The 24987-nt window shown below is 66.0% G+C and carries 24 protein-coding genes; 14 read left to right on the top strand and 10 right to left on the bottom strand.

All coding sequences use genetic code 11. The features are described from left to right. Positions 1-287 precede the first annotated feature (287 nt). The 4 genes from coxB to RN02_RS28130 are packed head-to-tail and all read left to right on the top strand — an operon-like array spanning position 288 to position 4536. Positions 288-1412: a cytochrome c oxidase subunit II gene (coxB, locus tag RN02_RS28145; RefSeq protein WP_061560320.1), complete on the top strand. Its 1125-nt coding sequence runs from the start codon at positions 288-290 to the stop codon at positions 1410-1412. 13 nt (positions 1413-1425) lie between these two features. After that, positions 1426-3021, top strand: a complete 1596-nt coding sequence (gene ctaD, locus RN02_RS28140; protein ID WP_009614691.1) for a cytochrome c oxidase subunit I — start codon at positions 1426-1428, stop codon at positions 3019-3021. Positions 3022-3071: 50 nt separating this feature from the next. Then, positions 3072-3629, top strand: a complete 558-nt coding sequence (locus RN02_RS28135) for a cytochrome c oxidase assembly protein (protein WP_043318505.1) — start codon at positions 3072-3074, stop codon at positions 3627-3629. 19 nt (positions 3630-3648) lie between these two features. After that, entirely contained in the window at positions 3649-4536 is an 888-nt protein-coding gene (locus RN02_RS28130; RefSeq protein ID WP_043269956.1) for a cytochrome c oxidase subunit 3, read from the top strand. A 98-nt stretch (positions 4537-4634) separates the two neighbouring features. Here the strand turns inward: RN02_RS28130 and RN02_RS28125 are convergent, their stop codons facing one another. After that, the gene (locus RN02_RS28125) at positions 4635-4838 is read right to left on the bottom strand and encodes a twin transmembrane helix small protein (RefSeq protein ID WP_009614697.1); all 204 of its coding nucleotides are present in this window, start codon (positions 4836-4838) and stop codon (positions 4635-4637) included. Between the two features lie 29 nt (positions 4839-4867). Here RN02_RS28125 and RN02_RS28120 point away from each other — a divergent pair, with 29 nt between their 5' ends. The 10 genes from RN02_RS28120 to RN02_RS28075 all read left to right on the top strand — a co-directional run bounded on the left by RN02_RS28120 (position 4868) and on the right by RN02_RS28075 (position 14952). Beyond that, on the top strand, positions 4868-5644 hold the full coding sequence (locus RN02_RS28120; protein WP_043318504.1) for an SURF1 family protein: 777 nt from the start codon (positions 4868-4870) through the stop codon (positions 5642-5644). Beyond that, positions 5622-6188 carry a hypothetical protein gene (locus tag RN02_RS28115; RefSeq protein ID WP_043318503.1) on the top strand — a complete coding sequence of 189 codons (567 nt, stop codon included), beginning with the start codon at positions 5622-5624 and terminating at the stop codon, positions 6186-6188. Before RN02_RS28120 ends, RN02_RS28115 begins: the two co-directional genes overlap by 23 nt. 37 nt (positions 6189-6225) lie before the next feature. Then, entirely contained in the window at positions 6226-7299 is a 1074-nt protein-coding gene (locus RN02_RS28110; RefSeq protein ID WP_043318502.1) for a COX15/CtaA family protein, read from the top strand. A gap of 28 nt (positions 7300-7327) precedes the next feature. After that, positions 7328-8233 carry a heme o synthase gene (gene cyoE, locus RN02_RS28105; RefSeq protein ID WP_009614706.1) on the top strand — a complete coding sequence of 302 codons (906 nt, stop codon included), beginning with the start codon at positions 7328-7330 and terminating at the stop codon, positions 8231-8233. 239 nt (positions 8234-8472) lie between these two features. Further along, positions 8473-9108 (top strand): SCO family protein, encoded by a 636-nt coding sequence (locus tag RN02_RS28100; RefSeq protein ID WP_009614707.1) that lies wholly within the window; start codon positions 8473-8475, stop codon positions 9106-9108. 636 nt (positions 9109-9744) lie between these two features. Continuing rightward, entirely contained in the window at positions 9745-10863 is a 1119-nt protein-coding gene (locus RN02_RS28095) for a Re/Si-specific NAD(P)(+) transhydrogenase subunit alpha (RefSeq protein WP_009614709.1), read from the top strand. 62 nt (positions 10864-10925) lie between these two features. Next, complete coding sequence (locus RN02_RS28090; protein ID WP_009614711.1) at positions 10926-11246, top strand: NAD(P) transhydrogenase subunit alpha; 321 nt, start codon at positions 10926-10928, stop codon at positions 11244-11246. 2 nt (positions 11247-11248) lie between these two features. Beyond that, the gene (locus RN02_RS28085; RefSeq protein ID WP_043318501.1) at positions 11249-12700 is read left to right on the top strand and encodes an NAD(P)(+) transhydrogenase (Re/Si-specific) subunit beta; all 1452 of its coding nucleotides are present in this window, start codon (positions 11249-11251) and stop codon (positions 12698-12700) included. A gap of 190 nt (positions 12701-12890) precedes the next feature. Continuing rightward, positions 12891-14387: an acetyl-CoA hydrolase/transferase family protein gene (locus tag RN02_RS28080; protein WP_043318500.1), complete on the top strand. Its 1497-nt coding sequence runs from the start codon at positions 12891-12893 to the stop codon at positions 14385-14387. A 358-nt stretch (positions 14388-14745) separates the two neighbouring features. After that, on the top strand, positions 14746-14952 hold the full coding sequence (locus RN02_RS28075; RefSeq protein WP_009614715.1) for a DUF1127 domain-containing protein: 207 nt from the start codon (positions 14746-14748) through the stop codon (positions 14950-14952). Positions 14953-15014: 62 nt separating this feature from the next. Here RN02_RS28075 and RN02_RS28070 read toward each other — a convergent pair whose 3' ends face one another. Genes RN02_RS28070 through RN02_RS28030 form a run of 9 tightly spaced genes read right to left on the bottom strand, consistent with a single transcriptional unit; the run spans position 15015 to position 24983 of the window. Then, complete coding sequence (locus RN02_RS28070; RefSeq protein ID WP_043318499.1) at positions 15015-16166, bottom strand: glycosyltransferase family 4 protein; 1152 nt, start codon at positions 16164-16166, stop codon at positions 15015-15017. Continuing rightward, positions 16167-17300, bottom strand: a complete 1134-nt coding sequence (locus RN02_RS28065) for a glycosyltransferase family 4 protein (RefSeq protein ID WP_043318498.1) — start codon at positions 17298-17300, stop codon at positions 16167-16169. After that, entirely contained in the window at positions 17284-18669 is a 1386-nt protein-coding gene (locus RN02_RS28060) for a glycosyltransferase family 4 protein (protein ID WP_043318497.1), read from the bottom strand. The genes RN02_RS28065 and RN02_RS28060 overlap by 17 nt, the downstream gene beginning before the upstream one ends. Further along, positions 18666-19919, bottom strand: coding sequence for an ABC transporter ATP-binding protein (locus RN02_RS28055; protein WP_043269935.1), 1254 nt, complete (start codon positions 19917-19919; stop codon positions 18666-18668). The genes RN02_RS28060 and RN02_RS28055 overlap by 4 nt, the downstream gene beginning before the upstream one ends. Further along, a complete protein-coding gene (locus RN02_RS28050) occupies positions 19919-20716 on the bottom strand; it encodes an ABC transporter permease (RefSeq protein ID WP_043318495.1) in 798 nt (265 codons plus the stop codon). Before RN02_RS28050 ends, RN02_RS28055 begins: the two co-directional genes overlap by 1 nt. Continuing rightward, the gene (locus RN02_RS28045) at positions 20716-22152 is read right to left on the bottom strand and encodes a mannose-1-phosphate guanylyltransferase/mannose-6-phosphate isomerase (RefSeq protein ID WP_043269932.1); all 1437 of its coding nucleotides are present in this window, start codon (positions 22150-22152) and stop codon (positions 20716-20718) included. The genes RN02_RS28050 and RN02_RS28045 overlap by 1 nt, the downstream gene beginning before the upstream one ends. Before the next feature lie 3 nt (positions 22153-22155). After that, on the bottom strand, positions 22156-23127 hold the full coding sequence (gene gmd, locus RN02_RS28040; protein WP_043318493.1) for a GDP-mannose 4,6-dehydratase: 972 nt from the start codon (positions 23125-23127) through the stop codon (positions 22156-22158). After that, positions 23124-24041 (bottom strand): GDP-mannose 4,6-dehydratase, encoded by a 918-nt coding sequence (locus RN02_RS28035; RefSeq protein ID WP_043318492.1) that lies wholly within the window; start codon positions 24039-24041, stop codon positions 23124-23126. Before RN02_RS28035 ends, gmd begins: the two co-directional genes overlap by 4 nt. A 60-nt stretch (positions 24042-24101) precedes the next feature. Next, the gene (locus RN02_RS28030) at positions 24102-24983 is read right to left on the bottom strand and encodes a class I SAM-dependent methyltransferase (RefSeq protein WP_051878795.1); all 882 of its coding nucleotides are present in this window, start codon (positions 24981-24983) and stop codon (positions 24102-24104) included. Positions 24984-24987: the final 4 nt, after the last annotated feature.

Raw genomic sequence — 24987 nt, 5'->3', positions numbered from 1 at the left:
ACGCAACCTTTATGAGGTTCGGGCATATCAAGCCGCCACCATGGTAGCGCAAAGCCGCAGGCGGCGTGGGTTTGAGAGCACCTTTCGCAATTGCGGAGGAGTTTTTTGCGCTGCGTTGTTATGTCGCAACCCCTGGCTATACTCCGATTCGACACACCTGAACCTGATGAACCCGGCCTGCCTTGCACGTGCCGAGGCTCGGCGGTCAAAGTTTGCTGTCTTGGCGGTCGCTCCCTTGGCCGCTGGCGTTTGCCGGCGGGATAAGAACAACGATAAGGGGAACCCGAATGCTGCGACATCCGCGTACCTGGATGGGCTTGCTGTCGCTCCTCGTGTTTACTCCGGCGCACGCCGCCTGGACGGTGAACATGACCCCGGGGGCGACCGAGGTCAGCCGTAACGTGTTCGACCTGCACATGACCATTTTCTGGATCTGTGTGGTCATCGGCATCATCGTCTTCGGTGCCATGTTCTGGTCGATGATCGTCCACCGCCGTTCCACCGGCCAGCAGCCGGCGCATTTCCACGAGAGTACCGCAGTGGAAATCCTCTGGACCGTGGTGCCGTTCCTGATTCTGGTGGTGATGGCCATTCCCGCCACGCGCACCCTGATCCACATGTACGACACCTCCGAGCCGGAGCTGGACGTGCAGATCACCGGCTACCAGTGGAAGTGGCAGTACAAGTACCTGGGCCAGGACGTGGAGTTCTTCAGCAACCTGGCCACCAGCCAGGAGCAGATCCACAACAGGGATCCCAAGGACGAGCACTACCTGCTGGAAGTGGACAACCCGCTGGTGCTGCCGGCCGGGGTCAAGGTGCGCTTCCTGGTGACCTCCAGCGACGTCATCCACTCCTGGTGGGTGCCGGCCTTCGCGGTCAAGCGCGACGCCATCCCCGGCTTCGTCAACGAGGCCTGGACCAGGATCGACGAGCCCGGCGTCTACCGCGGCCAGTGCGCCGAGCTGTGCGGCAAGGACCACGGCTTCATGCCCATCGTGGTCGACGTGAAGGCCAAGCCGGACTTCGACAAGTGGCTGGCCGAGCGTAAGGAAGAGGCGGCCAAGCTCAAGGAGCTGACCAGCAAGGAATGGACGAAGGAAGAACTGGTCGCCCGTGGCGACAAGGTCTACCACACCATCTGCGCCGCCTGTCACCAGCCCGAGGGCCAGGGCATGCCGCCGATGTTCCCGGCGCTCAAGGGCTCGAAGATCGTCACCGGGCCCAAGGAGCACCACCTGGAAACCGTGTTCAACGGCGTCCCGGGCACGGCCATGGCGGCCTTCGGCAAGCAGCTCTCGGAAGTGGACATCGCCGCGGTGATCACCTTCGAGCGCAACAGCTGGGGCAACAACGACGGCGACATGGTCACTCCGCAAGACGTAGTGGCCTACAAGCAGAAGCAAAAATAACGAGGAGCCTGCGATGAGCGCTGTGATCGACCATCCCGAGCATTCGCACGCCGGCGAGCACCACCACGGCCCGGCCAAGGGCCTGATGCGCTGGGTCCTGACCACCAACCACAAGGACATCGGCACCCTGTACCTGTGGTTCAGCTTCTGCGCCTTCCTCCTCGGCGGCTCCTTCGCCATGGTGATCCGCGCCGAGCTGTTCCAGCCGGGGCTGCAGATCGTCGAGCCGGCCTTCTTCAACCAGATGACCACCATGCACGGCCTGGTGATGGTGTTCGGCGCGGTGATGCCGGCCTTCGTCGGCCTGGCCAACTGGATGGTGCCGCTGATGATAGGCGCGCCGGACATGGCCCTGCCGCGCATGAACAACTTCAGCTTCTGGCTGCTGCCGGCGGCCTTCGGCCTGCTGGTCAGCACCCTGTTCATGCCCGGCGGCGGCCCCAACTTCGGCTGGACCTTCTACGCCCCGCTGTCCACCACCTTCGCCCCGCACAGCGTGACCTTCTTCATCTTCGCCCTGCACATGATGGGGATGAGCTCGATCATGGGCGCGATCAACGTGATCGCCACCATCCTCAACCTGCGCGCTCCGGGCATGACGCTGATGAAGATGCCGCTGTTCGTCTGGACATGGCTGATCACCGCCTTCCTGCTGATCGCGGTGATGCCGGTGCTGGCCGGTTGCGTGACCATGATGCTGATGGACATCCACTTCGGCACCAGCTTCTTCAGCGCGGCCGGCGGCGGCGACCCGGTGCTGTTCCAGCACGTGTTCTGGTTCTTCGGCCACCCCGAGGTGTACATCATGATCCTGCCGGCCTTCGGCGCGGTCAGCGCGATCATCCCGGCCTTCAGCCGCAAGCCGCTGTTCGGCTACACCTCGATGGTCTACGCCACCGCCTCGATCGCCTTCCTCTCGTTCATCGTCTGGGCGCACCACATGTTCGTGGTCGGCATCCCGCTGGTGGGCGAGCTGTTCTTCATGTACGCCACCATGCTGATCGCCGTGCCCACCGGGGTGAAGGTGTTCAACTGGGCCTCGACCATGTGGCAGGGCTCGCTGACCTTCGAGGCGCCGATGCTGTTCGCCGTGGCCTTCGTCATCCTCTTCACCATCGGCGGCTTCTCCGGGCTGATGCTGGCCATCGCCCCGGCGGACTTCCAGTACCAGGACACCTACTTCGTGGTGGCGCACTTCCACTACGTGCTGGTGCCCGGGGCGATCTTCGGCATCTTCGCCTCGGTGTACTACTGGATACCCAAGTGGACCGGGCACATGTACGACGAGACCCTGGCCAAGCTGCACTTCTGGCTGAGCTTCATCGGCATGAACATGGCCTTCTTCCCCATGCACTTCCTGGGGCTGGCCGGCATGCCGCGGCGGATTCCGGACTACAACCTGCAGTTCGCCAACTTCAACATGGTCTCGTCCATCGGCGCCTTCCTGTTCGGCACCACCCAGCTGCTGTTCCTGTTCATCGTCATCAAGACCATCCGCGGCGGCAAGCCGGCCCCGGCCAAGCCCTGGGACGGCGCCGAAGGCCTGGAGTGGACGGTGCCCTCGCCGGCGCCCTACCACACCTTCAGCACCCCGCCGGAAGTGAAATGAACCGGCACCCGCGGGAACGGCCCTGGCCGTTCCCGCAGGAGGGATAGAACATGAGCGACGGCAATATCGAGACGCGCAAGCTGGTCACCCGCCTGCTGCTGGTGGTGGTGGCCATGTTCGCCTTCGGCTTCGCCCTGGTGCCGATCTACAACGTCATGTGCAAGGCCCTGGGCATCAACGGCAAGACTTCCGGCAGCGCCTACCAGGGCGGCCTCCAGCAGGTGGACATGGCGCGCCAGGTGAAGGTGGACTTCGTGGCCAACAACAACATCGACATGGTCTGGGAATTCCGCCCCGAGAGCGAAATGATCGTGGTGCATCCCGGGGCGGTGAACCAGATGCTGTTCGTCGCGCAGAACCCCACCAACAAGCCGATGACCGCCCAGGCCATCCCCAGCATCGCGCCCTCCACGGCCGCGCGGTACTTCCACAAGACCGAGTGCTTCTGCTTCACCCAGCAGGTCCTGCAGCCCGGCGAGCGCATCGAGATGCCGGTGCGCTTCATCGTCGACCGCGACCTGCCGGCGGATGTCCACCGCATCACCCTCGCCTACACGCTGTTCGACATCACCGCACGCAAGCCACCGGTGGCCAGCAACGACCGCTGACCGGCCCAGGAGAACAAGAATGGCAACCCACGATCCCTACTACGTTCCCGCCCAGAGCAAATGGCCGATCATCGCCACCATCGGCCTGCTCACCACGCTGTTCGGCGTCGGCACCTGGATGAACGACTACAGCGCCGGCAAGGAGGCCTCCCACGGGCCCTGGATCCTCTTCGCCGGCGGGCTGATCGTCGCCTACATGCTGTTCGGCTGGTTCGGCAACGTGATCAAGGAGAGCCGCTCCGGCCTCTACAGCCCGCAGATGGACCGCTCGTTCCGCTGGGGCATGAGCTGGTTCATCTTCTCCGAGGTGATGTTCTTCGCCGCCTTCTTCGGCGCGCTCTTCTACATCCGCCACTTCGCCGGGCCCTGGCTGGGCGGCGAGGGCCACAAGGGCATCGCCCACATGCTCTGGCCGCAGTTCCAGTACACCTGGCCGCTGCTGAGCAACCCGGACAACAAGCTGTTCCCGCCGCCCAAGGAAGTCATCGAGCCGTGGAAGCTGCCGCTGATCAACACCATCCTGCTGGTCACCTCCAGCTTCACCGTGACCTTCGCCCACCACGCGCTGAAGAAGAACCACCGCGGCCCGCTGAAGCTGTGGCTGGCGATCACCGTGGCGCTGGGCGTGGCCTTCCTGTTCCTGCAGGCCCACGAGTACCACGAGGCCTATAGCGAACTGGGCCTGACCCTCGGCTCGGGCATCTACGGCACCACCTTCTTCATGCTCACCGGCTTCCACGGCGCCCACGTGACCATAGGCGCGCTGATGCTGAGCATCATGCTGATCCGCATCCTGCGCGGGCACTTCGACGCCGAGCACCACTTCGGTTTCGAGGCGGCCAGCTGGTACTGGCACTTCGTCGACGTGGTGTGGATCGGGCTGTTCATCTTCGTGTACGTGCTTTGAGGAGGCACGCCCTGTAGGAGCGAGCTTGCTCGCGAACCAGCCCCGCTGCGGAGTCGTTCGCGAGCAAGCTCGCTCCTACGAAGAGCAAGAGCAGGAACTCAGAAGGTAGCGGAAGTGACCAACTGCCCGGAGTAGAAGCCCCAGGCGACCAGGGCGAGGGTGAGGGCGGCGAGGATGACCCGCACGGTAAGGGCGTTGACCACACGGGAACCGTGGCCCTCGTCCTTGACCAGGAAGAACAACCCGCTGAACAGGCTGGCCACGGTGGCCAGCAGCAGAACGACGATCGCGGCCTTGAGCATGACCTGGCTCCGATTGCTGAGGGGGTAACTTGCAGTATAGCCAGCACGCCATCGACTCCCGCCCGCGCCACGGCGTGGCGGCGGTCTTCCGGCCGGGCCTGGCGCCGACCCTGGTGGTCCTGGCGCTGCTCCCGCTGCTGGTGGCCCTGGGCTGCTGGCAGCTTTCCCGCGCCGCCGAGAAACGCGTGCTGCTGGCCGCCGCCGAAGCGCGCCGCGAGGCCGCGCCCATCCCCGCCGCGCAGCTCGAACGCCAGGCCAACCCCGCCTACGTGCGGGTGCGCCTGCAGGGCCGCCTGGACGCCGAACATACCCTGCTGCTGGACAACCGCACCCGCGACGGCGCCGCTGGCGTCGAGGTGCTGCAACCCTTCCATGACAAGGCCAGCGGCCTCTGGCTGCTGGTCAACCGCGGCTGGCTGCCCTGGCCCAACCGCCGCGTGCCGCCGGCCTTCGACACGCCCGCCGGCGACCTGCTGCTCGACGCCTGGGCCTACGTCCCGCCGCCCGGCGGCCTGCAGCTGGCCGATGCGCGGCAGCAGGCCTGGCCGCAACTGATCACCCGCGTCGACCCGGACGCCACCTGGCAGGCCCTGGACCGTAACGGCCTGGCCCTGGAGCTGCGCCTGGAACCGGGCGACGCCGCCTTCGAGACCAACTGGCCGGTGGTCGCCATGGCCCCGGAACGCCACACCGGCTACGCCGTGCAGTGGTTCGCCATGGCCACCGCCCTGTTCGCCCTCTACCTCTATCTCGGCATCCGCCGCGCACGGGAGAAGCCCGCCCATGACCAGCCTGACCCTCGATGAAACCCAGCTGCGCCGCCGCAACCGCGGGCGCCTGCAACTGCTGCTGATCCTCGCCGTGGTATTCGGCCCGATGCTGCTGGCCACCGGCATGTACAAGTTCCGCTTCTGGGTGCCGGAAAGCCGCAGCTACCACGGCGAGCTGATCGCCAACGGCAGCACGCCCGCCGACCTGGGCGTGCAGGCCGACGCCGCCAGCGACCGCTGGCAACTGCTGGTCACCGCCCCCGCCGCCTGCGCCGCCGACTGCCAGCAACTGGTGTACCTGGCGCGGCAGATCAACATCGGCCTGAACCGCGACGCCAACCGCGCCGAGCACGCCCTGGCCGCCGCCCAGGCGCTGCCGGCGGAATTCCAGGCGCAACTGGACAAGGACTACCCGCGCCTGAAGCGCTACGCCCTGCAACCGGCCGCCGGCGAGCAGGCGCCGCAGCTGTGGATAGTCGATCCCCACGGCAACCTGGTGCTGCGCTACGCCGCCGGCGCCAACGGCAAGCAGATCCTCGGCGACCTGCAACTGCTGCTGAAGCTCTCCCACATCGGCTGAGCGCAGGCCACGACAACGACAAGAACGGGGGCTGTGCATGACGAACACACCGCGTAAACCCGGCTTCTACGTCGCCGCCTTCGCCACCGCCCTGGCGCTGGTGGTGGTGCTGCTCGGCGCCTACACCCGGCTCACCCACGCCGGCCTGGGCTGCCCGGACTGGCCCGGCTGCTACGGCTTCATCCACGTGCCCAGCAGCGAGGCGCAGCTGGCCCACGCCGAGCAGCACTTCCCCGAGGCCCCGGTGGAAGCGCAGAAGGGCTGGAACGAGATGATCCACCGCTACTTCGCCGGCACCCTGGGCCTGCTCATCGCCGGCCTGGCCGTGCACGCCCTGCTGCGCCGCGGCCGCGACGGCCAGCCGCTGCGCCTGCCGTTGCTGCTGCTGGGCGTGGTGATCGCCCAGGCCGCCTTCGGCATGTGGACGGTGACCCTCAAGCTGTGGCCGCAGGTGGTCACCGCGCACCTGCTCGGCGGCTTCACCACGCTGTCGCTGCTGTTCCTCCTCGCCCTGCGCCTGTCCGGCGCCGTGCAACCGCTGCAACGCGCCGGCGCGCCACGCCGCCTGGCGGCCTTCGCCCTGGCCCTGGTGGTGCTGCAGATCGCCCTGGGCGGCTGGGTGAGCAGCAACTACGCGGCGGTGGCCTGCATCGACCTGCCCATGTGCCACGGCCAGTGGTGGCCGCAGATGGACTTCGCCAACGGCTTCCACCTGACCCAGCACATCGGCCCCAACTACCTGGGCGGGCAGCTCGACAGCGACGCCCGCACGGCCATCCACATGACCCACCGCATGGGCGCCTTCTGCGTGGTGGCGGTGCTGCTGGTGCTGGCCTGGCGCATGCAGCGCGTCGGCCTGATCTACCCCACCGCGCTGATGCTACTGGCGCTGTCGCTGCAGGTCGGCCTGGGCATCAGCAACGTGCTGCTGCACCTGCCGCTGCCGGTGGCGGTGGCGCACAACGGCGGCGGCGCCTGCCTGCTGCTGAGCCTGGTGCTGGTCAACTACCGCCTGCGCGCGCCGGTCAGCGTCGCCAAGGTCGCTGCGGCCGGCAGAGCGCGCGCACTGCCGGCGCTGGAGCGGCCGGTGGCCTATCCCTCGCAAGGCTGAACCCCCTTCAACGAACGGAGAGTCGAACATGGCCAGCGTACTGAGCGGCACCCGCAGCCAACCCGGCTGGCGCGATTACCTGGAGCTGACCAAACCCAAGGTGGTCCTGCTGATGCTGATCACCTCGCTGATCGGCATGCTGCTGGCCACCCGCAGCGGCGTGCCCTGGACGGTGCTGCTGTTCGGCAACCTGGGCATCGGCCTGTGCGCCGGCGCGGCGGCGGCGGTGAACCACGTGGTGGATCGGCGCATCGACTCGATCATGGCGCGCACCCACCGCCGCCCGCTGGTGGAAGGGCGGCTCTCGCCCAGCGTGGCCCTGGGCTTCGCCCTGCTCCTGGCGCTGGCCGGGATGAGCCTGCTGCTGACCTTCACCAACGCCCTCACCGCCTGGCTGACGCTGGCCTCGCTGCTGGGCTACGCGGCGCTCTACACGGGCTTCCTCAAGCGCGCCACGCCGCAGAACATCGTGATCGGCGGCCTGGCCGGCGCCGCCCCGCCGATGCTCGGCTGGGTGGCGGTGACCGGGCACCTGTCGGCCGAACCGCTGCTGCTGGTGCTGATCATCTTCGCCTGGACGCCGCCGCACTTCTGGGCCCTGTGCCTGCACCGCAAGGACGAGTACGCCAAGGCCGAGATCCCGATGCTGCCGGTAACCCACGGCGAGCGCTACACCAAGCTGCACATCCTGCTCTACAGCCTGGTGCTGTTCGCCGTGAGCCTGATGCCCTTCGCCATCCACATGAGCGGGCTGGTCTACCTGCTGGCCGCACTGGCCCTGGGCGCGCGCTTCCTCGACTGGGCCTGGGCGCTGTACCGTGACAGCAAGCCCCATGCGGCCATCGGTACCTTCAAGTACTCTATCGCCTACCTGTTCCTGCTGTTCATCGCCCTGCTGGTGGACCATTACCTGCCCATCCACATGGCGCTGTAACAACCGGGTTCGCGAGCATTTCCGGGAAGCACGGCTTTTCGTAGGATGGCGTTGAGCGAAGCGATACCCATCAGCACGACCGCATGGGTATCGCAAGCTCAACCCATCCTACGAAGAGCATCTCGGCGCATGACAGTTGCTCCTACGAAAAGCCCCCGCAGGACCGACCTGCAGGAGCGAGGAGGCGCCTAGCCCTTGCTCGCGAACGCCCCTCGACCTCTCCCGACCACGAGAACCCCATGTCCCGAGTCAACAAGACCGTCCTCATCCTGGTAGCCATAGTCGCCGTCATCCTCGGCCTCACCGTGCAGAAGGTGCTCACCGAGAAACACCGCCTCGACCCCGCCGCGCTGCTCGACGCCGGTATCGTGCTGCTGCCGCAGAGCCGCGAGGTGCCGGCGCTGACCTTCCAGGACCAGGACGGCAAGCCGTTCGACACCGCCAGCCTCAAGGGCCGCTGGAGCCTGCTGTTCTTCGGCTACACCTTCTGCCCGGACGTCTGCCCCACCACCCTGGCGCAGCTGCGCGAGCTGCAGGGCAAGCTGGCCCCCGAGGCGCGCGAAAAGCTGCAGGTGGTGTTCGTCAGCGTCGACCCGCACCGCGACACCCCGGCGCGCCTGAAGGAATACCTGGGCTTCTTCAACGCCGGCTTCCAGGGCCTGGTGGGCAGCGACGAGGCCATCCAGAAGCTGGCCAACGCCATGAGCATCCCCTACATCCCGGCCGACACCAGCAAGCCCAACTACACCGTCGACCACAGCGGCAACCTGGTCATCATCGGCCCGGACGGCACCCAGCACGGCTTCATCCGCGCGCCGCTGAACAACGCCAAGCTCGCCGAACAGCTGCCCAAGGTGCTCGCCGACCAGGGCTGAGCCATTCGCCGGCGCGCAGCCGGCCCATTCACCGCGCTGCTTTGTCGCAGCCAGGCAACGGCCACCCTCGGGTGGCCGTTCTTTTTTTTCATCACCCGCCTGCACAGCCTTGGACTAGTCTGTTTTTCAAGGTCTGCCCCGACGCCCGCCCGAAAGCCAGGAAACATGCGCCGTGAGGCTGTTGCCAGGGATTTTCTGACTCTGTAGTCAATGTAAAAAATCTGCTACGGAATTCCAGCCATCAGTGATCACTCATATTTCGGATTAAAAACATTAATTAACACCTATAGATACGCCTGAGGCAGGATTGACGGGCCTCTCACCGGGTTGCCGGGGGTTCTGATGAGCAAACATTCACACCAGGGATAGCGTTTTCCCCCGGTCACAATAGGCAATTAGGCTAAAAGCCAGGGCGCACGCGCCCCTTGCCGGGACGGGGGAACTACGGGTCCCAACGTGACTTGTAGTCCTTTTTCAGTACTACTTCAGAACTTCTTGCCGACCCAGTGGCTCGATTGCACAATGCCGACGCCCAGCGGGTTCTGGACCCGCCCTTTCGCGGCATGCGTTGCCAGTTCGACAACCCGGCCGCCTTCCGGCGCCGGACTACTCAAGGATCACGCAGGAGATTTGTGAGTGCAGATCGGTGTCCCTCTCGAGACCCATGCCGGTGAAACACGGGTCGCCGCCACCGCTGAAACCGTCAAGAAACTGGTTGGCCAAGGCCACCAGGTGATCGTTCAGAGTGGCGCCGGTATCAATGCCTGTCAGCCGGACAGCGCCTACGAGGCCGCCGGGGCGAAGATCGGCTCCGCCGCCGACGCCCTGGGCGCCGAACTGGTGCTCAAGGTGGTCGCCCCCAGCGCCGAGGAACTGGCGCAGATGAAGCCGGGCGCCGTGCTGATCGGCATGCTCAACCCCTTCGACAACGACAACATCGCGCGCATGGCCGAACGCGGCATCACCGCCTTCGCCCTGGAAGCCGCCCCGCGCACCTCGCGGGCGCAGAGCCTCGACGTGCTGTCGTCCCAGGCCAACATCGCCGGCTACAAGGCGGTGATGCTCGCGGCCAACCACTACCCGCGCTTCATGCCCATGCTGATGACCGCCGCCGGCACCGTTAAGGCCGCCCGCGTGCTGATCCTCGGCGCCGGTGTCGCCGGCCTGCAGGCCATCGCCACGGCCAAGCGCCTGGGCGCGGTGATCGAGGCCTCGGACGTGCGTCCGGCGGTGAAGGAGCAGATCGAATCCCTCGGCGCCAAGTTCGTCGACGTGCCCTACGAGACCGACGAAGAGCGCGAGTGCGCCGAAGGCGTCGGCGGCTACGCCCGCCCCATGCCGGCCTCGTGGATGGAGCGCCAGGCCAAGGCGGTGCACGAGCGCGCCAAGCAGGCCGACATCGTCATCACCACCGCGCTGATCCCGGGCCGCAAGGCGCCGACGCTGCTGCACGAAGCCACCGTGCAGGAGATGAAACCGGGCTCGGTGGTCATCGACCTGGCCGCGGCCCAAGGCGGCAACTGCCCGCTGACCGAAGCCGGGCAGGTGGTGGTCAAGCACGGCGTGACCCTGGTCGGCCACACCAACCTGGCCGCCATGGTCCCGGCGGACGCCTCGGCCCTGTATGCGCGCAACCTGCTCGACTTCCTCAAGCTGACCCTCTGCGCCGAAGGCTTCAAGGTCAACCTGGAAGACGACATCGTCGCCGCCTGCCTGATGTGCCGCGACGGCCAGGCCGTGCGCAAGAACGGCTGAGCCCTCCTTAATAAAGAAGAACCCGCCGGGCTTCTGCCCGGCCTAGAGACCGGTGAAAGACGATGGAAGAAATGCTGATCTCCCACGGGATCTACAACCTGATCATCTTCGTGCTGGCCGTGTACGTCGGCTACCACGTGGTATGGAACGTCACCCCCGCCCTGCACACCCCGCTGATGGCGGTGACCAACGCCATCTCGGCGATCGTCATCGTCGGCGCCATGCTGGCCGCCGCCCTGACCGTCACCCCGCTGGGCAAGATCATGGGCACCCTGGCCGTGGCCCTGGCCGCGGTCAACGTGTTCGGTGGCTTCCTGGTCACCCGCCGCATGCTGGAAATGTTCAAGAAGAAAGCGCCGAAAGCGCCGGCGGAGAAGCACTGACCATGAGCATGAACCTCGTCACTCTCCTTTACCTGATCGCCTCGGTCTGCTTCATCCAGGCCCTGAAGGGCCTGTCGCACCCGACCAGCTCGCGGCGCGGCAACCTGTTCGGCATGGTCGGCATGGCCATCGCCGTGCTCACCACCGTGGGCCTGGTGTTCAAGCTCGGCGCGCAACTGGCCGAGGGCGGCAACGCCGCCGCCGGCATCGGCTACATCCTGGTCGGCCTGCTGATCGGCGGCAGCGCCGGTTCGATCATGGCCAAGCGCGTCGAAATGACCAAGATGCCCGAGCTGGTCGCCTTCATGCACAGCATGATCGGCCTGGCCGCGGTGTTCATCGCCATCGCCGCCGTGGTCGAGCCGCAGTCGCTGGGCATCGTCCAGCACCTGGGCGACACCATCCCCACCGGCAACCGCCTGGAGCTGTTCCTCGGCGCGGCCATCGGCGCCATCACCTTCTCCGGTTCGGTGATCGCCTTCGGCAAGCTGTCGGGCAAGTACAAGTTCCGCCTGTTCCAGGGCGCACCGGTACAGTTCGCCGGCCAGCACATGCTCAACCTGGTGCTGGGCCTGGCTACCCTGGGCCTGGGTCTGGTGTTCATGTTCACCGGCAACCTCGCCGCCTTCGCCCTGATGCTGGCCCTGGCCTTCATCCTCGGCGTGCTGATCATCATCCCCATCGGCGGCGCCGACATGCCGGTGGTGGTGTCGATGCTCAACTCCTACTCCGGCTGGGCCGCGGCGGGCATCGGCTTCTCGCTGAACAACTCGATGCTGATCATCGCCGGCTCCCTGGTCGGCTCCTCGGGCGCCATCCTCTCGTACATCATGTGCAAGGCGATGAACCGCTCGTTCTTCAACGTCATCCTCGGTGGTTTCGGCGCCAGCGCCGACGACGCCGGCCCGGCTGGCGCCAAGGAAGCCCGCCCGGTGAAGTCCGGTTCGGCCGACGACGCCTCCTTCCTGCTGACCAACGCCGACAGCGTGATCATCGTCCCCGGCTACGGCCTGGCGGTGGCCCGCGCCCAGCACGCGCTGATGGAGCTGGCGGAGAAGCTGACCCACCGCGGCGTCACCGTGAAGTTCGCCATCCACCCGGTCGCCGGGCGTATGCCGGGCCACATGAACGTGCTGCTGGCCGAGGCCGAGGTGCCCTACGAGCAGGTGTTCGAGATGGAAGACATCAACTCCGAGTTCGGCCAGACCGACGTGGTGCTGGTGCTGGGCGCCAACGACGTGGTCAACCCGGCGGCGAAGAACGATCCGAAGTCGCCGATCGCCGGCATGCCGATCCTCGAGGCCTACAAGGCCAAGACCGTGATCGTTAACAAGCGCTCGATGGCCAGCGGCTACGCCGGCCTGGACAACGAACTGTTCTACCTGGACAAGACCATGATGGTCTTCGGCGACGCCAAGAAGGTCATCGAAGACATGGTCAAGGCCGTCGAATAACGACAGCCGTCGATCCACGAGGCACCGGCCGCGCGCCGGTGTCTTGCTTTGCCGCAAAGGAAAACCCTCTGGACTTTGGTAGTAAGGAAGGCGGTGGCGGGGCGGTTTTTCGACCTTGGTATAAGGGCGAAAAATCGCCGAATCCCTAGACTGGCCGCCTTGCACTCCCTATAAAGCCTGAGGTTTTTCCATGTACCGTGATCGCGTGCGCCTGCCTTCCCTGCTCGAGAAGGTGATGACTGCTGACCAGGCCGCAGCCCTGATCCAGGACGGCATGACCGTCGGCATGAGCGGCTTCACCCGCGCCGGCGAAGCCAAGGCCGTGCCGGAGGCCCTGGCCCAGCGCGCCAAGCAGCAGCCGCTGAAGATCAGCCTGATGACCGGCGCGAGCCTGGGCAACGACCTCGACAAGCACCTGACCGAGGCCGGCGTGCTGGCCCGGCGCATGCCCTTCCAGGTCGACAGCACCCTGCGCAAGGCGATCAACGACGGCTCGGTGATGTTCATCGACCAGCACCTGTCGGAAACCGTCGAACAACTGCGCAACCACCAGCTCAAGCTGCCGGACATCGCGGTGATCGAAGCCGTGGCCATCACCGAGCAAGGCCACATCGTGCCGACCACCTCCGTGGGCAACTCGGCCAGCTTCGCGATCTTCGCCAAGCAGGTGATCGTCGAGATCAACCTGGCGCACAACACCAACCTGGAAGGCCTGCACGACATCTACATCCCGACCTACCGGCCGACCCGCACGCCCATCCCGCTGACCAAGGTCGACGATCGCATCGGCAGCACCGCCATTCCGATCCCGCCGGAGAAGATCGTCGCCATCGTCATCAACAACCAGCCCGACTCGCCCTCCACCGTGCTGCCGCCGGACAGCGAGACCCAGGCCATCGCCAACCACCTGATCGACTTCTTCAAGCGCGAAGTGGACGCCGGCCGCCTGGCGAAGAACCTCGCGCCGCTGCAGGCAGGCATCGGCAGCATCGCCAACGCGGTGATGTGCGGCCTGATGGAATCGCCCTTCGAAGACCTGACCATGTACTCCGAAGTGCTGCAGGACTCCACCTTCGACCTGATGGACTCGGGCAAGCTGCGCTTCGCCTCGGGCAGCTCCATTACCCTGTCGAGCCGCCGCAACGCCGACGTCTTCGGCAACCTGGAGCGCTACAAGGACAAGCTGGTGCTGCGCCCGCAGGAAATCTCCAACCACCCCGAGGTGGTGCGGCGCCTGGGCATCATCGGCATCAACACGGCGCTGGAGTTCGACATCTACGGCAACGTCAACTCCACCCACGTCGGCGGCACCAGGATGATGAACGGCATCGGCGGCTCGGGCGACTTCGCCCGCAACGCCCACCTGGCCATCTTCGTCACCAAGTCCATCGCCAAGGGCGGCAACATCTCCAGCGTGGTGCCCATGGTCAGCCACGTCGACCACACCGAGCACGACGTGGACATCCTCGTCACCGAACAGGGCCTGGCCGACCTGCGCGGCCTGGCGCCGCGCGAGCGCGCCCGGGTGATCATCGAGAACTGCGTGCACCCGTCCTACCGCGACGCCCTGGCCGGCTACTTCGAGGCCGCCTGCCAGCGCGGCGGGCACACCCCGCACATCCTGCGCGAAGCCATGAACTGGCACATCAACCTGGAAGAACGCGGCCACATGCTCGCCGCCAGCTGATCCGGCATCCCCGGCGGGCCATTCCACAAAGAATGGCCCGCCAGGGTGGACAGTCGGAAAAAAACCACGTAAAAACACTTCCGAACAGTTTTTTATCCCACAGCGACTGTTCCACTTCTCCTACTGCCATCCCCGGCAGGCCTGCTGAAAATCCTCAATCCCCCGCCGCCTGTGCACCACAATGGAGCGCAGCGGTACAGTTCGCCCCAAAATCGCCATTACAGTTCGCTGAAACAATTCGCTGACGCTATTTAATTCAAGGCAACTGTACCTATCGCGGCTGACCAAAAAGTCAGAAGATACTCCTCAACAACTTCCGCAACCCCACTACCCGCCAAAAGCGGGAAGGACGAAAATCATGGAACGTACCCTCGGTTCCGCCACTGTCAGCAACATCCGTTCTTCCTCCACCGCCCACCGCAGCCTGGTCGGCACCGTCCGCCTGTGGCAGCGCCGCATCGAGAGCCGCCGCCAACTGGCCCGCCTCGACTCGCGCCTGCTGGCCGACGCCGGCATCAGCGAAGCCCAGCGCTACGCCGAGCTGAACAAGCCGTTCTGGAAGTAAGCGGAAGCGCTGAACTGTCAGGCGATAGATAGACAGTTCGAAACTGTACTGGTGAAAGGCCGCTAGATTGAGCGGCCTTTCTGCTTTTCCAGGCCCGGATCGGCGAACAGCAGTTCCCGATACAGACCGGCCCAGCGCCGTCCCATGGTCTCGGCGGTGAACAGTTCCTCGTAGCGCGCCTCGGCCTTCCTGCCCATCTCGGCTGCGCTCTCCGGGTGCTCCCATATCCAGCGCATCGCCTCGCGGAACGCCTTCGGCTGGCTGGGCGGCACTACCAGCCCCGTCACTCCCTGGATATTGATGTAGCTGGTGCCCGTCCCGATCTCGCTGGAAATCATTGGCTTGCCGTACATCGCGCCTTCCAGCAGGGAAATGCCGAACGCCTCCGAACGCAGGTGCGAAGGAAACACGATGGCGCGGCTCAGTTGCAGCAGCGCCACCTTGTCTACCTCGCTGACCCGCCCCAGGAAGCGCACGTGGCCTTCCACTCCCAAGGCGGCGGCCTGCGCCTTCAGCTCGGCCTCCAGCGGCCCGGCGCCGACCACCACCAGCGGGTAGCCGGTCCCCTGGATCGCTTCCAGCAGGATGTGCAGGCCCTTGTAGTAGCGCATCACCCCGACGAACAGGAAGAAACCCTCTCCCACCCGCTGGCGCCAGCCGTCCAGGCAGTTCGCATCGGGCTGTGGATAACCCGTCTTGTCCAGCCCGTAGGGAATCACTTCGGTCTTGCCCGGGAAGCGCCGCAACACCTCGCTGGTGGCCAGGTAGTTGGGCGAGGCCGCCACTATGCGGTCGGCGCAGCCGAGGAAGCCGTTCATCAGCGGCTGGTACAGCTTGAGCAGATGGCGCTGGCGGACGATGTCCGAGTGGTAGGTCACCACCATCGGCTTGCGCACCCCGGACAGGAAATGCACCAGGTCCATGAACGGCCAGGGGAAGTGGAAATTGATGATGTCGGCCTCGGCGGCCAGGGCACGGAAGCGCGGCAGCACGCTGTAGGAGAAGCCCGTCGAGGCCAGTTGCAGGTCCAGGCGCGCACGGTGCACCCGGTGTCCATCGACCTCCACTACCGATGGTTCGGGATTGGCGCTCAAGGTGAGCACCTCGTTCTCGATGCCGTGGGCCTCGCCGCTGCGGCAGAGCTGGTTGATCACCTGTTCGATCCCGCCCACGGAGTCGGGCAGGTAGGTCTTGAAGAAATGTAGAATGCGCATTCAGCCTCCCATGGCCTGGCGATAGGCCTCGACGGTGGCGCGGGCGCACGCCTGCCAGCTGAAAGCCCCGGCGCGGTCCAGCCCCAGGCGCCGCAGACGTGCCCATTCGTTCCCGTCCTCCAGCAGCCGCTGGATGGCATCGGCCATGCCCTGCTCATCCTGTGGCTCGACGAAACAGCCGGCCTCGCCGGCCACTTCCGGTAGTGACGAGGTGCGCGCCAGCACCGTAGGCACGCCGCTGGCCATGGCTTCCAGCACCGGCAGCCCGAAGCCCTCGTAGAGCGACGGGAACAACAGCAGGCGCGCGCCGGCGAGCACGCACGCCAGGGTGTCGTCGTCCAGGTAGCCGAGCAGGCGCACCTGGCCGCCGGCCAGCGCCACGGCCAGTTCCGCGTCCAGCTGTTCCTGGCGCCAGCCGGCCATGCCGGCGATCAGCAGGGGATAGCGCTCGCGCAGCGCCGGCGGCAACAGGGCATGGGCGCGCAGGGCCTGCTGCAGGTTCTTGCGCGGTTCCAGCGTACCCACGCAGATCAGATAGCCCCCAGCTTCCAGAGCCAGTGGCGCCAGTACAGTTCGCAACTGTTCCGCCGTGCGCGGCCGGAAGCGCGGCGCACACCCCAGGGGCGCGACCATCACCCGCTCCGCCGGCAGGCCGAAATACGCACGCAGCTCCTCGCCGACGAAGTGCGAATCCACCAGGATGCGCCCGGCCCGGGCTACGCCTTCTCCGACACGCCGCTCGATCTCCGCCAGGCGGTCACGCGGCTGGGTCTGGGGATAGCGCACATGGGTCAGGTCATGCACCGTCATGACCATGGGGCCGTCGAACTCCAGCGGCCACAGGCTCGGTTCGTGATACAGCTGCACATCCCGCTCGCGCAGGCCCCGGTCGAAGCGCTGCTGCTCCAGCCAGCGGCGGATCCGATAGGCGCCCGGCACCCGCCTGGCCGCGGCACTCCAGCGCGAATAGCCCGGCAACGCCGCCCGCGGCAGCACCTGCGACCAGCCCCAGCCATGGAAATAGTCCAGACCCACGCCGGGCTGCTCGCCCAAGGCCTGCGCCAGCGCCGCCACGTATTGGCCGATGCCGGTGCGCGGGGCCTGGAGGATGCGGGTGTTAAGCGCAATTCGCATCGACTCGTCCAGCCTGGGTGACGGGCAGCGGCGCAACATCCCGCATCGTGCGTTCGAGCAACTGCAGGCTGGCCTCGCGCCAGCCGATCCAGCGCCATTGCGCCAGCGAGCCCGCCGCCGGGAAGCGCCCGCTGGCCTCGTAAGCCTCCACCAGCCGGGCCAGGCTCGCCGGGTCGTCCAGGTCGAAGTAGGCCATGAAGTCCTGGCCGATCTCGCGGAACACGGGGATATCGCTGGCCATCACCGGCAAGCCACGCTGCATGGCCTCCACCAGCGGCAGGCCGAAGCCCTCGGCGTGGGAGGGAAACACCAGCGCGCGCGCCTTGGCGTAGGCGTATTCCAGGCCCGTATCGTCGAGCCGGTTGAACATGAACAACTGGCGATTCAGGCGCGGATGACGGTGGATGGCGCCAATGAGGTCCTCGCTCTTCCAGCCGATCTTGCCGATGATGCACAGGCGCGCCTGCGAGCCCGCGGCCCAGAGCTGCTCGAAGGCCCTGAGCAGGTAGGCGTGATTCTTTCGCGGCTCGATGGTGCTGACCATGAGATAGACCGGCGCACCGGACTCGAACACCTTCACCAGCGCCGGATCGGGCTTCTGCTCCTTCTCCACCTGGTCCAGCTCGGAACCCAGGTAGAAATGGTCGAACAGGCGCTTCTGCGCCTCTTCCGCCCCCAGGCGGCGGACTACCTCGGCCCGGACCTCGTCGCGGATGGTTTCGGAGATGGCGATGAAACCATCGGCGGTGCGCACGACCCAGTCGAACCAGCGGTCGAACACCCGGGTCAGCCCGGCATCGCAGAACTGCGAGTGGGTCAGCGGGATCAGGTCGTAGATGACCGATACGATGCGGATTCCCTTCGCCTTCATGCTTTCGGCCAGGGCGTAGAAATCCACGTGCCAGGACGAGTCGAGCATCAGGAACACGTCGCCCGGACGGATCTCCAGGGGCACCGAGCGCTGCCGGACCATGCCCTGGCAGCGTTCGAGCCAGAGCAGCGTGCGCAGTGGCAGCGTCATGCTCAGGCTTCCCAGTTTCCAACCCCAGAACAGTGCACGCCTGGGCGTGCCGCCGGCAGCCAGGCCCAGCTTGCCCACCAGCCAGGAGTGCACGCCCCAGAAGCGCAACCTGGCATGGTCGAAATCGTGGATCAGGCGGCGCATCAGGCTCGGCTTGCCGGGCGTCTTGGGCGGGATCAGCTCCAGGACCTGCTTGAGCTGCCCGTCCTGCATGATCACCGGGATGCATTCGACATCGCCCTGGCGCCCCTCGAGGTGCTGGACGATGCTGCGCACGACGCGCTGAATGCCCGAGTTCAGGTCCGGATGCTCGTAGACATAGGTACATTCGATCAGCAGGCGTTTCACGACAGGCTCCGGTCCGGAATGGGGGCTGCGGCTCGTTCGACCTCCAACTGGGCGCCGAGCCAGGAATAGCCGATGAAGTTCTCCCGGGTGCTGTTGACCACGTGGAAGATCATGGCGCAGTCGGTCCACTCGTAATTGCCGTCCAGGTGGGAGTCCAGGCGCGAGATGCTCAGCGACACCGAGTAGTTGCCGGTGCCCAGGCGCACGGGGAAGGCGTAGCGGTAGACCACCCGTTCACCTGCCTTGAGATGCTCCTGCGCCTGTTCCAGGCGATGGGAGTTGATGCCGTACATGGCTTGGCCGAGACGGTCCTTGAGCATGAAGCCGAGGACCAGGCGGTCGATGTCGGCCTCGACCCGCACCGTCACCTCCAGCACCACTTCCTGGCCGACCTCGACCACCTCGATGGACCGGCCCTGGGCGTCGAGCAGGCGCACCGACTCCATCACCGCCTCGCCGCTGCCGGAGATGGTGCGCGCCTTGCCGTGGGCCAGCATCTCCTGGCGAACCATCTGGTTGAGGCCGTTGCCCATGCGGGCGTGGTAGTAGTCCATGACCATTTCCGGGTCGCCCTGCTTGGCCACCCGGCCGAACTCCAGCAGCACCGCGCGATCGCAGATCGACTGGATGGCGAAACGGTCGTGGGAGACGATCAGCAGCGTGGTGCCGTCGCGGCGGAAGCTGCGGATGCGCTCGAAGCTCTTGTGCTGGAAGTAGGCATCGCCCACCGACAGCGCCTCGTCGACGATCAGCACGTCGGGCCTGCGTGCGGTGGCGACGCTGAACGCCAGGCGCATCTGCATGCCGCTGGAGTAGGTGCGCACCGGCTGGTCGATGGCTTCACCGATCTCGGCGAAAGCCTCGATCGACGGCATCAGCGCCTCGATTTCCTCACGCTGCAGGCCCAATAGCTGCGAGGCCATGTAGACGTTCTGGCGACCGGTGAACTCGGGGTGGAAACCCATTCCCAACTCAAGCAGCGCCGAGACCAGCCCACCGACCTCGCAGTGCCCGGTGGTGGGCGCGGTGGTGCCGGTGATGATCTTCAACAGCGTGCTTTTGCCCGCGCCGTTGGAGCCGACGATGCCCACGGCCTCGCCCGGCTGGATCTCCAGGTCGATGTCCTGCAGCACCCAGCGCTGCTGGTGCCGCGGCTGGCCGCCAATGCTCAGCCATTCGCGCAGGCGCGCCCAGCGCGAGGGGTATTGCCGGTAGGCCTTGCCCAGGTGATGTATGCGGATCTGTCCCATCAGAGTTCGTCCACCATTTCGCCCGAGCGTCGGCGGAAAAGCGCCAGCGCCAGGCCGCACAACAGGATGCCGGCGACGGCCAGCGGGAGCAGCTGCGCCCAGTCGGGCCAGCGGCCGTAGAGGAACAGGTTCTGGTAGGACTGGATCAGCGCCGTCATGGGGTTGAGCTGGATCGCGTGGCGGATCGGCTCCGGCAGGATGGCCAGCGGGTAGACGATGGGGGTGAACCAGAACCAGAACTGCACGACTATCCCGAACATCTGCCCGACGTCGCGGAAGAACACGTTGAGCAGCCCTAGCAGCATGCCCAGCCCCGCCGCGAACATCAGCTGCAGCACCAGCAGCAGCGGAAAGGCCAGCAGGGCGACGCCCGGCAGGCGCCCGGTGATCAGCAGGAAGCCGCAGAACAGGCCGAAGATGATCGAGAAGTTGAGCAGCGAGTTGAGCAGGCTCACCAGCGGCAGGCAGATGCGTGGGAAGCTGAGCTTCTTCAGCAGGTTGGAATTGTCCAGGAACATGGTGAGGCTGCGCGACACCACCTCGGAGAACAGGCCCCAGGTCAGCAGGCCGGAACACAGGAAGACGCTGTAGGCCAGCCTGTCGTCCACCCCGGGCAGGCGCGTGCGCATCACCTCGGAAAAGATCACCGTGTAGACCAGGATCATTGCCAGCGGGTTGAGCACCGTCCAGGCCACCCCCAGCAACGAACCCCGGTAACGCGTTTCGAACTCGCGCCTGACGCTGCCGAGGATGAACCCCCGGTAGTGCCAGGCGCCTTTCAACATGCTCAGCGACATCAGACGACCCTGCCGTAGACATCCTCGAAACGGACGATATCGTCCTCGCCCAGGTATTCCCCGCTCTGCACCTCAATCATCACCAGATCGATGACACCGGGGTTTTCCAGCCGATGCTTGTGGCCGGCGGGGATGTAGGTGGACTCGTTGCTATTGACCAGCCGGACCGACTCGCCGTTGGTCACCTTGGCCATGCCCTGCACCACGACCCAGTGTTCGCTGCGGTGGTGGTGCATCTGCAGCGACAACGAGGCATTGGGCTTGACCACGATACGCTTGATCTTGAAGCGCGACCCTTCCTCCAGGACCGTGTAGGTGCCCCAGGGGCGGTTCACGGTGCGGTGCAGCCGGTAGGCCTGGTTTTCGCTGTCCTTGAGCTGCTTGACCACCTTGCGCACGTCCTGGGCGCGGTCGGAGCGGGCGACCAGGATGGCGTCCGCGGTCTCGACGATGACCAGCCCCTCCACCCCCACGGTGGCGATCAGGCGCCCCTCGCTCTGCACGAAGTTGTCGCGGCTGTCGACGAAGATGGCGCTGCCGGCGGCGCGGTTGTTCTGCGCATCCGGCTCCACCAGCGCGCTCAGCGCGCCCCAGGAGCCAATGTCGCTCCAGTCGAAGGTCGCCGGTACCACCGCCACCCGCTCCGAGCGCTCCATCAGCGCGTAGTCGATGGATATGTCCTCCAGCACGCCGAAATGTTCCGCGGGAAGCTCCTGCTGCAGGAAGCTGCCCACCTCGTCGGGTTGGCTGGCCATCTGACACTCGATTGCCTTGGCCAACAGCTCCGGCGCGTGTCGTTCCAGTTCGCCGAGGCAGGTGCCGACGGTGAAGCAGAACATCCCCGAGTTCCATAGGAAGCCGCCAGTGCTGACGAAGCCCTGGGCTGTAGCCAGGTCCGGCTTCTCGACGAAGCGCCTGACCCGGCTGCCGCCCCGCTCGTCGATGGCGTCGCCCATCTCGATGTAGCCGAAGCCGGTTTCCGGCGTCGTGGGCACTACGCCGAAGGTCACCAGGAATCCCTCTTGCGCCAGGGCACTGGCGTGTTCTACGGCGCGGGCGAACGCCTCGGTATCGCGGATCAGATGGTCGGCCGGCATCACCAGCATGGTCGCCTGGTCGCCGTGCCGGGCACGCAGGGCGAGCGCCGCCACGGCGATCGCCGGCGCCGTGTTGCGGCCCATGGGTTCGAGGATGAAATGTCCACGCTGGTCGAGCTTGGCGGCCTGGAAATGGTCCTTGCTGTGGAAGAAGTAGTCCCGGTTGGTCACCGTCACGATGTCGCCGTCGGCGGCGAGCACCCCAGCCGCCCGCCGGTAGGTCTTCTGCAACAGCGACTGGCCATCGGGCATCGCCATGAAGGGCTTGGGCGCGCCTTCGCGGGAGACCGGCCACAGGCGCGTGCCTGCGCCGCCGGAGAGAATCACGGGAATCAGCATGGGTTACTCCTTGCCAACCCGGCGCAGGTCGGCGTCAACCATCATGTGGATGAGGGATTCCAGACTGGTCTTCGGGCTCCAGCCCAGCACGCGCTCGGCCTTGGCAGGGTTGCCGAGCAGCACATCGACTTCCGCGGGGCGGAAGAACGCGGGGTCGATCACCACGTGGTCCTGGTACTTCAGGCCGACATGGTCGAAGGCGATGCGGCACATTTCCCGCACGGTGGTGGTCACGCCGCTGGCCACCACATAGTCATCCGGCTTTTCCTGCTGCAGCATCAGCCACATGGCTTCGACGTAGTCGCCGGCGAAGCCCCAGTCGCGCTTGGCGTCGATGTTGCCCAGGCGCAGTTCGTCCTGCTTGCCGAGCTTGATCCGCGCTACCGCGTCGGTGACTTTACGGGTCACGAACTCGATGCCACGCAGCGGCGATTCGTGGTTGAAGAGGATGCCGCTGGAGGTGTGCAGGCCGAAGCTCTCGCGGTAGTTCACCGTGATCCAGTGGCCGTACAGCTTGGCCACGCCATAGGGGCTGCGCGGGTAGAAGGGCGTGTTCTCGTCCTGCCGCTCGGCCTGGATCAGGCCGAACATCTCGCTGGTGGAGGCCTGGTAGAAGCGTGTCTGCGGGCTGAACTGGCGGATCGCCTCGAGCAGGTGGGTGACCCCCAGGCCATCGACCACGCCGGTGGTGATCGGCTGGTCCCAGGAACTGCCGACGAAGCTCTGCGCCCCCAGATTGTAGATCTCGTCGGGCCGGCTCTTGATCACCGCACGCTGGATCGACGAGGCATCGGCCAGGTCGCCGTCCAGGTATGCCAGCTCGGGCTCGATGCCCAGCTCGCGCAAGCGCCAGCGGGTATCGGTACTTCGGCGAGCCACCAGTCCGTGGACCTTGTAGCCTTTTTCGAGAAGCAGTCTGGCGAGATAAGCGCCGTCCTGACCGGTAACGCCGGTAATCAGTGCAGATCTTGTCATTCTTGTAACACCCGTGATTCCCAGTCCGACAGAATCGTCGTCAGGGTTTGTCTTATCGTTATGTTCGGCATCCAGCCCGTCGCCTCGTGCAGCTTCCGATAGCTACCGCACACTCGGCGTTGTTCCGCCCGCCTCATGCGGGTGGGGTCCTGAATCAGTTCGATGTCGATATCCGCCAGGTCGGCCAGTTCCAGGATGAGTTCGCGGATCTTCCGCTCCCGTCCGGAGCAGACGTTGTAGACCTCGCCGCCCTCGCCCCTGTCCAGCAGGGCGAAATACGCTTCCAGCACATCCTGCACATCCAGGAAGTCCCGGGTGACGTCCACGTCGCCCACCTCCAGCCGGCGGGCCTGCAGGCCCTGGCGCATCCTGGCGATCTGGCGCGCCGCGCTGGCCAGTACGAAGGCGTCCTTCTGGCCCGCGCCGACGTGGTTGAACGGGCGCGCCACCAGGCAGCGCCAACCTTCGGTGTAGCCCCACTGGCGACACAGCAGCTCGGCGGACACCTTGCTCACCGCGTAGGGGTTGCGCGGCCTCGGTTGCAATTGCTCGTCGATGGGCAGGTTGGCCTCTTCCACCTGCCCGTAGACATCGCCCGAGCTGACATACAGGAAACTGCCCCCGAAGCCGGCACGCTGCAGCGCCTGGAGCAGGTTGAGCGTGCCCAGCAGGTTGACCTCGAAGGTTGCCGCGGGGTTGCGGAAGGCCTCCGGCACGAAGGTCTGCCCGGCCAGGTGAATGACGGCATCCGGCACCTCCTCCGCCAGCACCGCGTCCAGCGATGGCGGGCTCAGCAGGTCGAAGGGCGCATCCCCGACGAGGCGCCACGCGACGTCGCCACCTTCGGCGAGGCGGGCGCGCAGATGGCTCCCGACGAAGCCCCCCAATCCGGTTACGAACAGTTTCCTGGTCAATATGTCCCTCCTTGCTTGTTGTTGTCGGGACCGCACGACGGGCTCTACGCCCGTCTTGCGTCATCGGGTTACCTGTCGCATTCCGTCCATTCGGACGACTCCTGGCTTGCGCGCGATGATCACCTGGCTCTTGGGCATCACCTCGTCCAGGGCAGCCTTGACCTTCTGCCCCTGGGGCAGCGAAAGCAGGGCGCCCCAGGTCCTGTCCCAGTGCTCCAGCAACGGATGCCAGGGCGGGGATAGGGTCGGCTGGCCGCTGGCCCAGTAGAAGAACCACCATAGCGTCCGGTAGAAGCCGTAGGTCGTACGCCGTTCCACCTCCAGCCCGGCTTCGCGCACCAGCGTCTCGAAGCGCTCGCGCTCGAAGATGTGGATATGGTTCGGCTGCTGGAAGTAGCTATCCGGGGCGATGCCCTGCTGCGCCTTTTCGCCGAACGCATCCGGCACTGTGAGCAGGAACAGCGAACCGGGGCGCGCCACCCGTACCAGCTCGGCGAGGAAGCGTGCGGGGTCCTCGACGTGCTCCAACACCTCCATGGCGATGACGCGATTGACCCGACCGTCCTCCAGTGGGATCGGATTGGCGTCCGTCACCAGCGGATGCACCGCCCGTGCGGCTGTCTCGCGAACCCGGGCCACGGCCGTATCGACGCTCGACTGATTGATGTCGGCGACGAAGATTTCCGCCCCCTGCCGCCCCGCGAAGAGCGTGAAACCGCCATCGCCACAGCCGATGTCCAGCACCGAATCGTCGGCGCCGATCGGGAAGCCCTCGATCAGCTCGCCGGTGTCGTTCCTGAACCAGCCACTCAGGGACATGTCGACCAGGCCCACTGGCACTGGTGCTTCGGCGGTCTCGACCGGCCTTTCGGGCACAGGCGGGACCGGCGGCGCCACGGCGGCATCCGGTGTCTGTAGCAGTCTCTTCAAGCGATGCAGCATTGGC

Source organism: Pseudomonas sp. PI1, assembly GCF_000812405.1.
In the GTDB taxonomy this organism is placed as follows: domain Bacteria; phylum Pseudomonadota; class Gammaproteobacteria; order Pseudomonadales; family Pseudomonadaceae; genus Pseudomonas; species Pseudomonas citronellolis.
The sequence above is the reverse complement of the archived record's forward strand: the minus strand, read 5'-3'. Positions and strand labels throughout refer to the sequence as shown.

Excerpts from the sequence above, each read along its gene's own strand:
- RN02_RS28090 (WP_009614711.1), top strand. The coding sequence starts at position 10,926 with ATGGAAGAAATGCTGATCTCCCACGGGATCTACAACCTGATCATCTTC.
- RN02_RS28085 (WP_043318501.1), top strand. The coding sequence starts at position 11,249 with ATGAGCATGAACCTCGTCACTCTCCTTTACCTGATCGCCTCGGTCTGC.
- RN02_RS28080 (WP_043318500.1), top strand. The coding sequence starts at position 12,891 with ATGTACCGTGATCGCGTGCGCCTGCCTTCCCTGCTCGAGAAGGTGATG.
- RN02_RS28130 (WP_043269956.1), top strand. The coding sequence starts at position 3,649 with ATGGCAACCCACGATCCCTACTACGTTCCCGCCCAGAGCAAATGGCCG.
- RN02_RS28030 (WP_051878795.1), bottom strand. The coding sequence starts at position 24,983 with ATGCTGCATCGCTTGAAGAGACTGCTACAGACACCGGATGCCGCCGTG.
- RN02_RS28070 (WP_043318499.1), bottom strand. The coding sequence starts at position 16,166 with ATGCGCATTCTACATTTCTTCAAGACCTACCTGCCCGACTCCGTGGGC.
- RN02_RS28135 (WP_043318505.1), top strand. The coding sequence starts at position 3,072 with ATGAGCGACGGCAATATCGAGACGCGCAAGCTGGTCACCCGCCTGCTG.
- coxB (WP_061560320.1), top strand. The coding sequence starts at position 288 with ATGCTGCGACATCCGCGTACCTGGATGGGCTTGCTGTCGCTCCTCGTG.
- RN02_RS28045 (WP_043269932.1), bottom strand. The coding sequence starts at position 22,152 with ATGCTGATTCCCGTGATTCTCTCCGGCGGCGCAGGCACGCGCCTGTGG.
- RN02_RS28055 (WP_043269935.1), bottom strand. The coding sequence starts at position 19,919 with ATGGGACAGATCCGCATACATCACCTGGGCAAGGCCTACCGGCAATAC.
- RN02_RS28110 (WP_043318502.1), top strand. The coding sequence starts at position 6,226 with ATGACGAACACACCGCGTAAACCCGGCTTCTACGTCGCCGCCTTCGCC.
- RN02_RS28075 (WP_009614715.1), top strand. The coding sequence starts at position 14,746 with ATGGAACGTACCCTCGGTTCCGCCACTGTCAGCAACATCCGTTCTTCC.
- gmd (WP_043318493.1), bottom strand. The coding sequence starts at position 23,127 with ATGACAAGATCTGCACTGATTACCGGCGTTACCGGTCAGGACGGCGCT.
- RN02_RS28050 (WP_043318495.1), bottom strand. The coding sequence starts at position 20,716 with ATGTCGCTGAGCATGTTGAAAGGCGCCTGGCACTACCGGGGGTTCATC.
- RN02_RS28065 (WP_043318498.1), bottom strand. The coding sequence starts at position 17,300 with ATGCGAATTGCGCTTAACACCCGCATCCTCCAGGCCCCGCGCACCGGC.
- RN02_RS28115 (WP_043318503.1), top strand. The coding sequence starts at position 5,622 with ATGACCAGCCTGACCCTCGATGAAACCCAGCTGCGCCGCCGCAACCGC.
- RN02_RS28125 (WP_009614697.1), bottom strand. The coding sequence starts at position 4,838 with ATGCTCAAGGCCGCGATCGTCGTTCTGCTGCTGGCCACCGTGGCCAGC.
- ctaD (WP_009614691.1), top strand. The coding sequence starts at position 1,426 with ATGAGCGCTGTGATCGACCATCCCGAGCATTCGCACGCCGGCGAGCAC.
- cyoE (WP_009614706.1), top strand. The coding sequence starts at position 7,328 with ATGGCCAGCGTACTGAGCGGCACCCGCAGCCAACCCGGCTGGCGCGAT.
- RN02_RS28100 (WP_009614707.1), top strand. The coding sequence starts at position 8,473 with ATGTCCCGAGTCAACAAGACCGTCCTCATCCTGGTAGCCATAGTCGCC.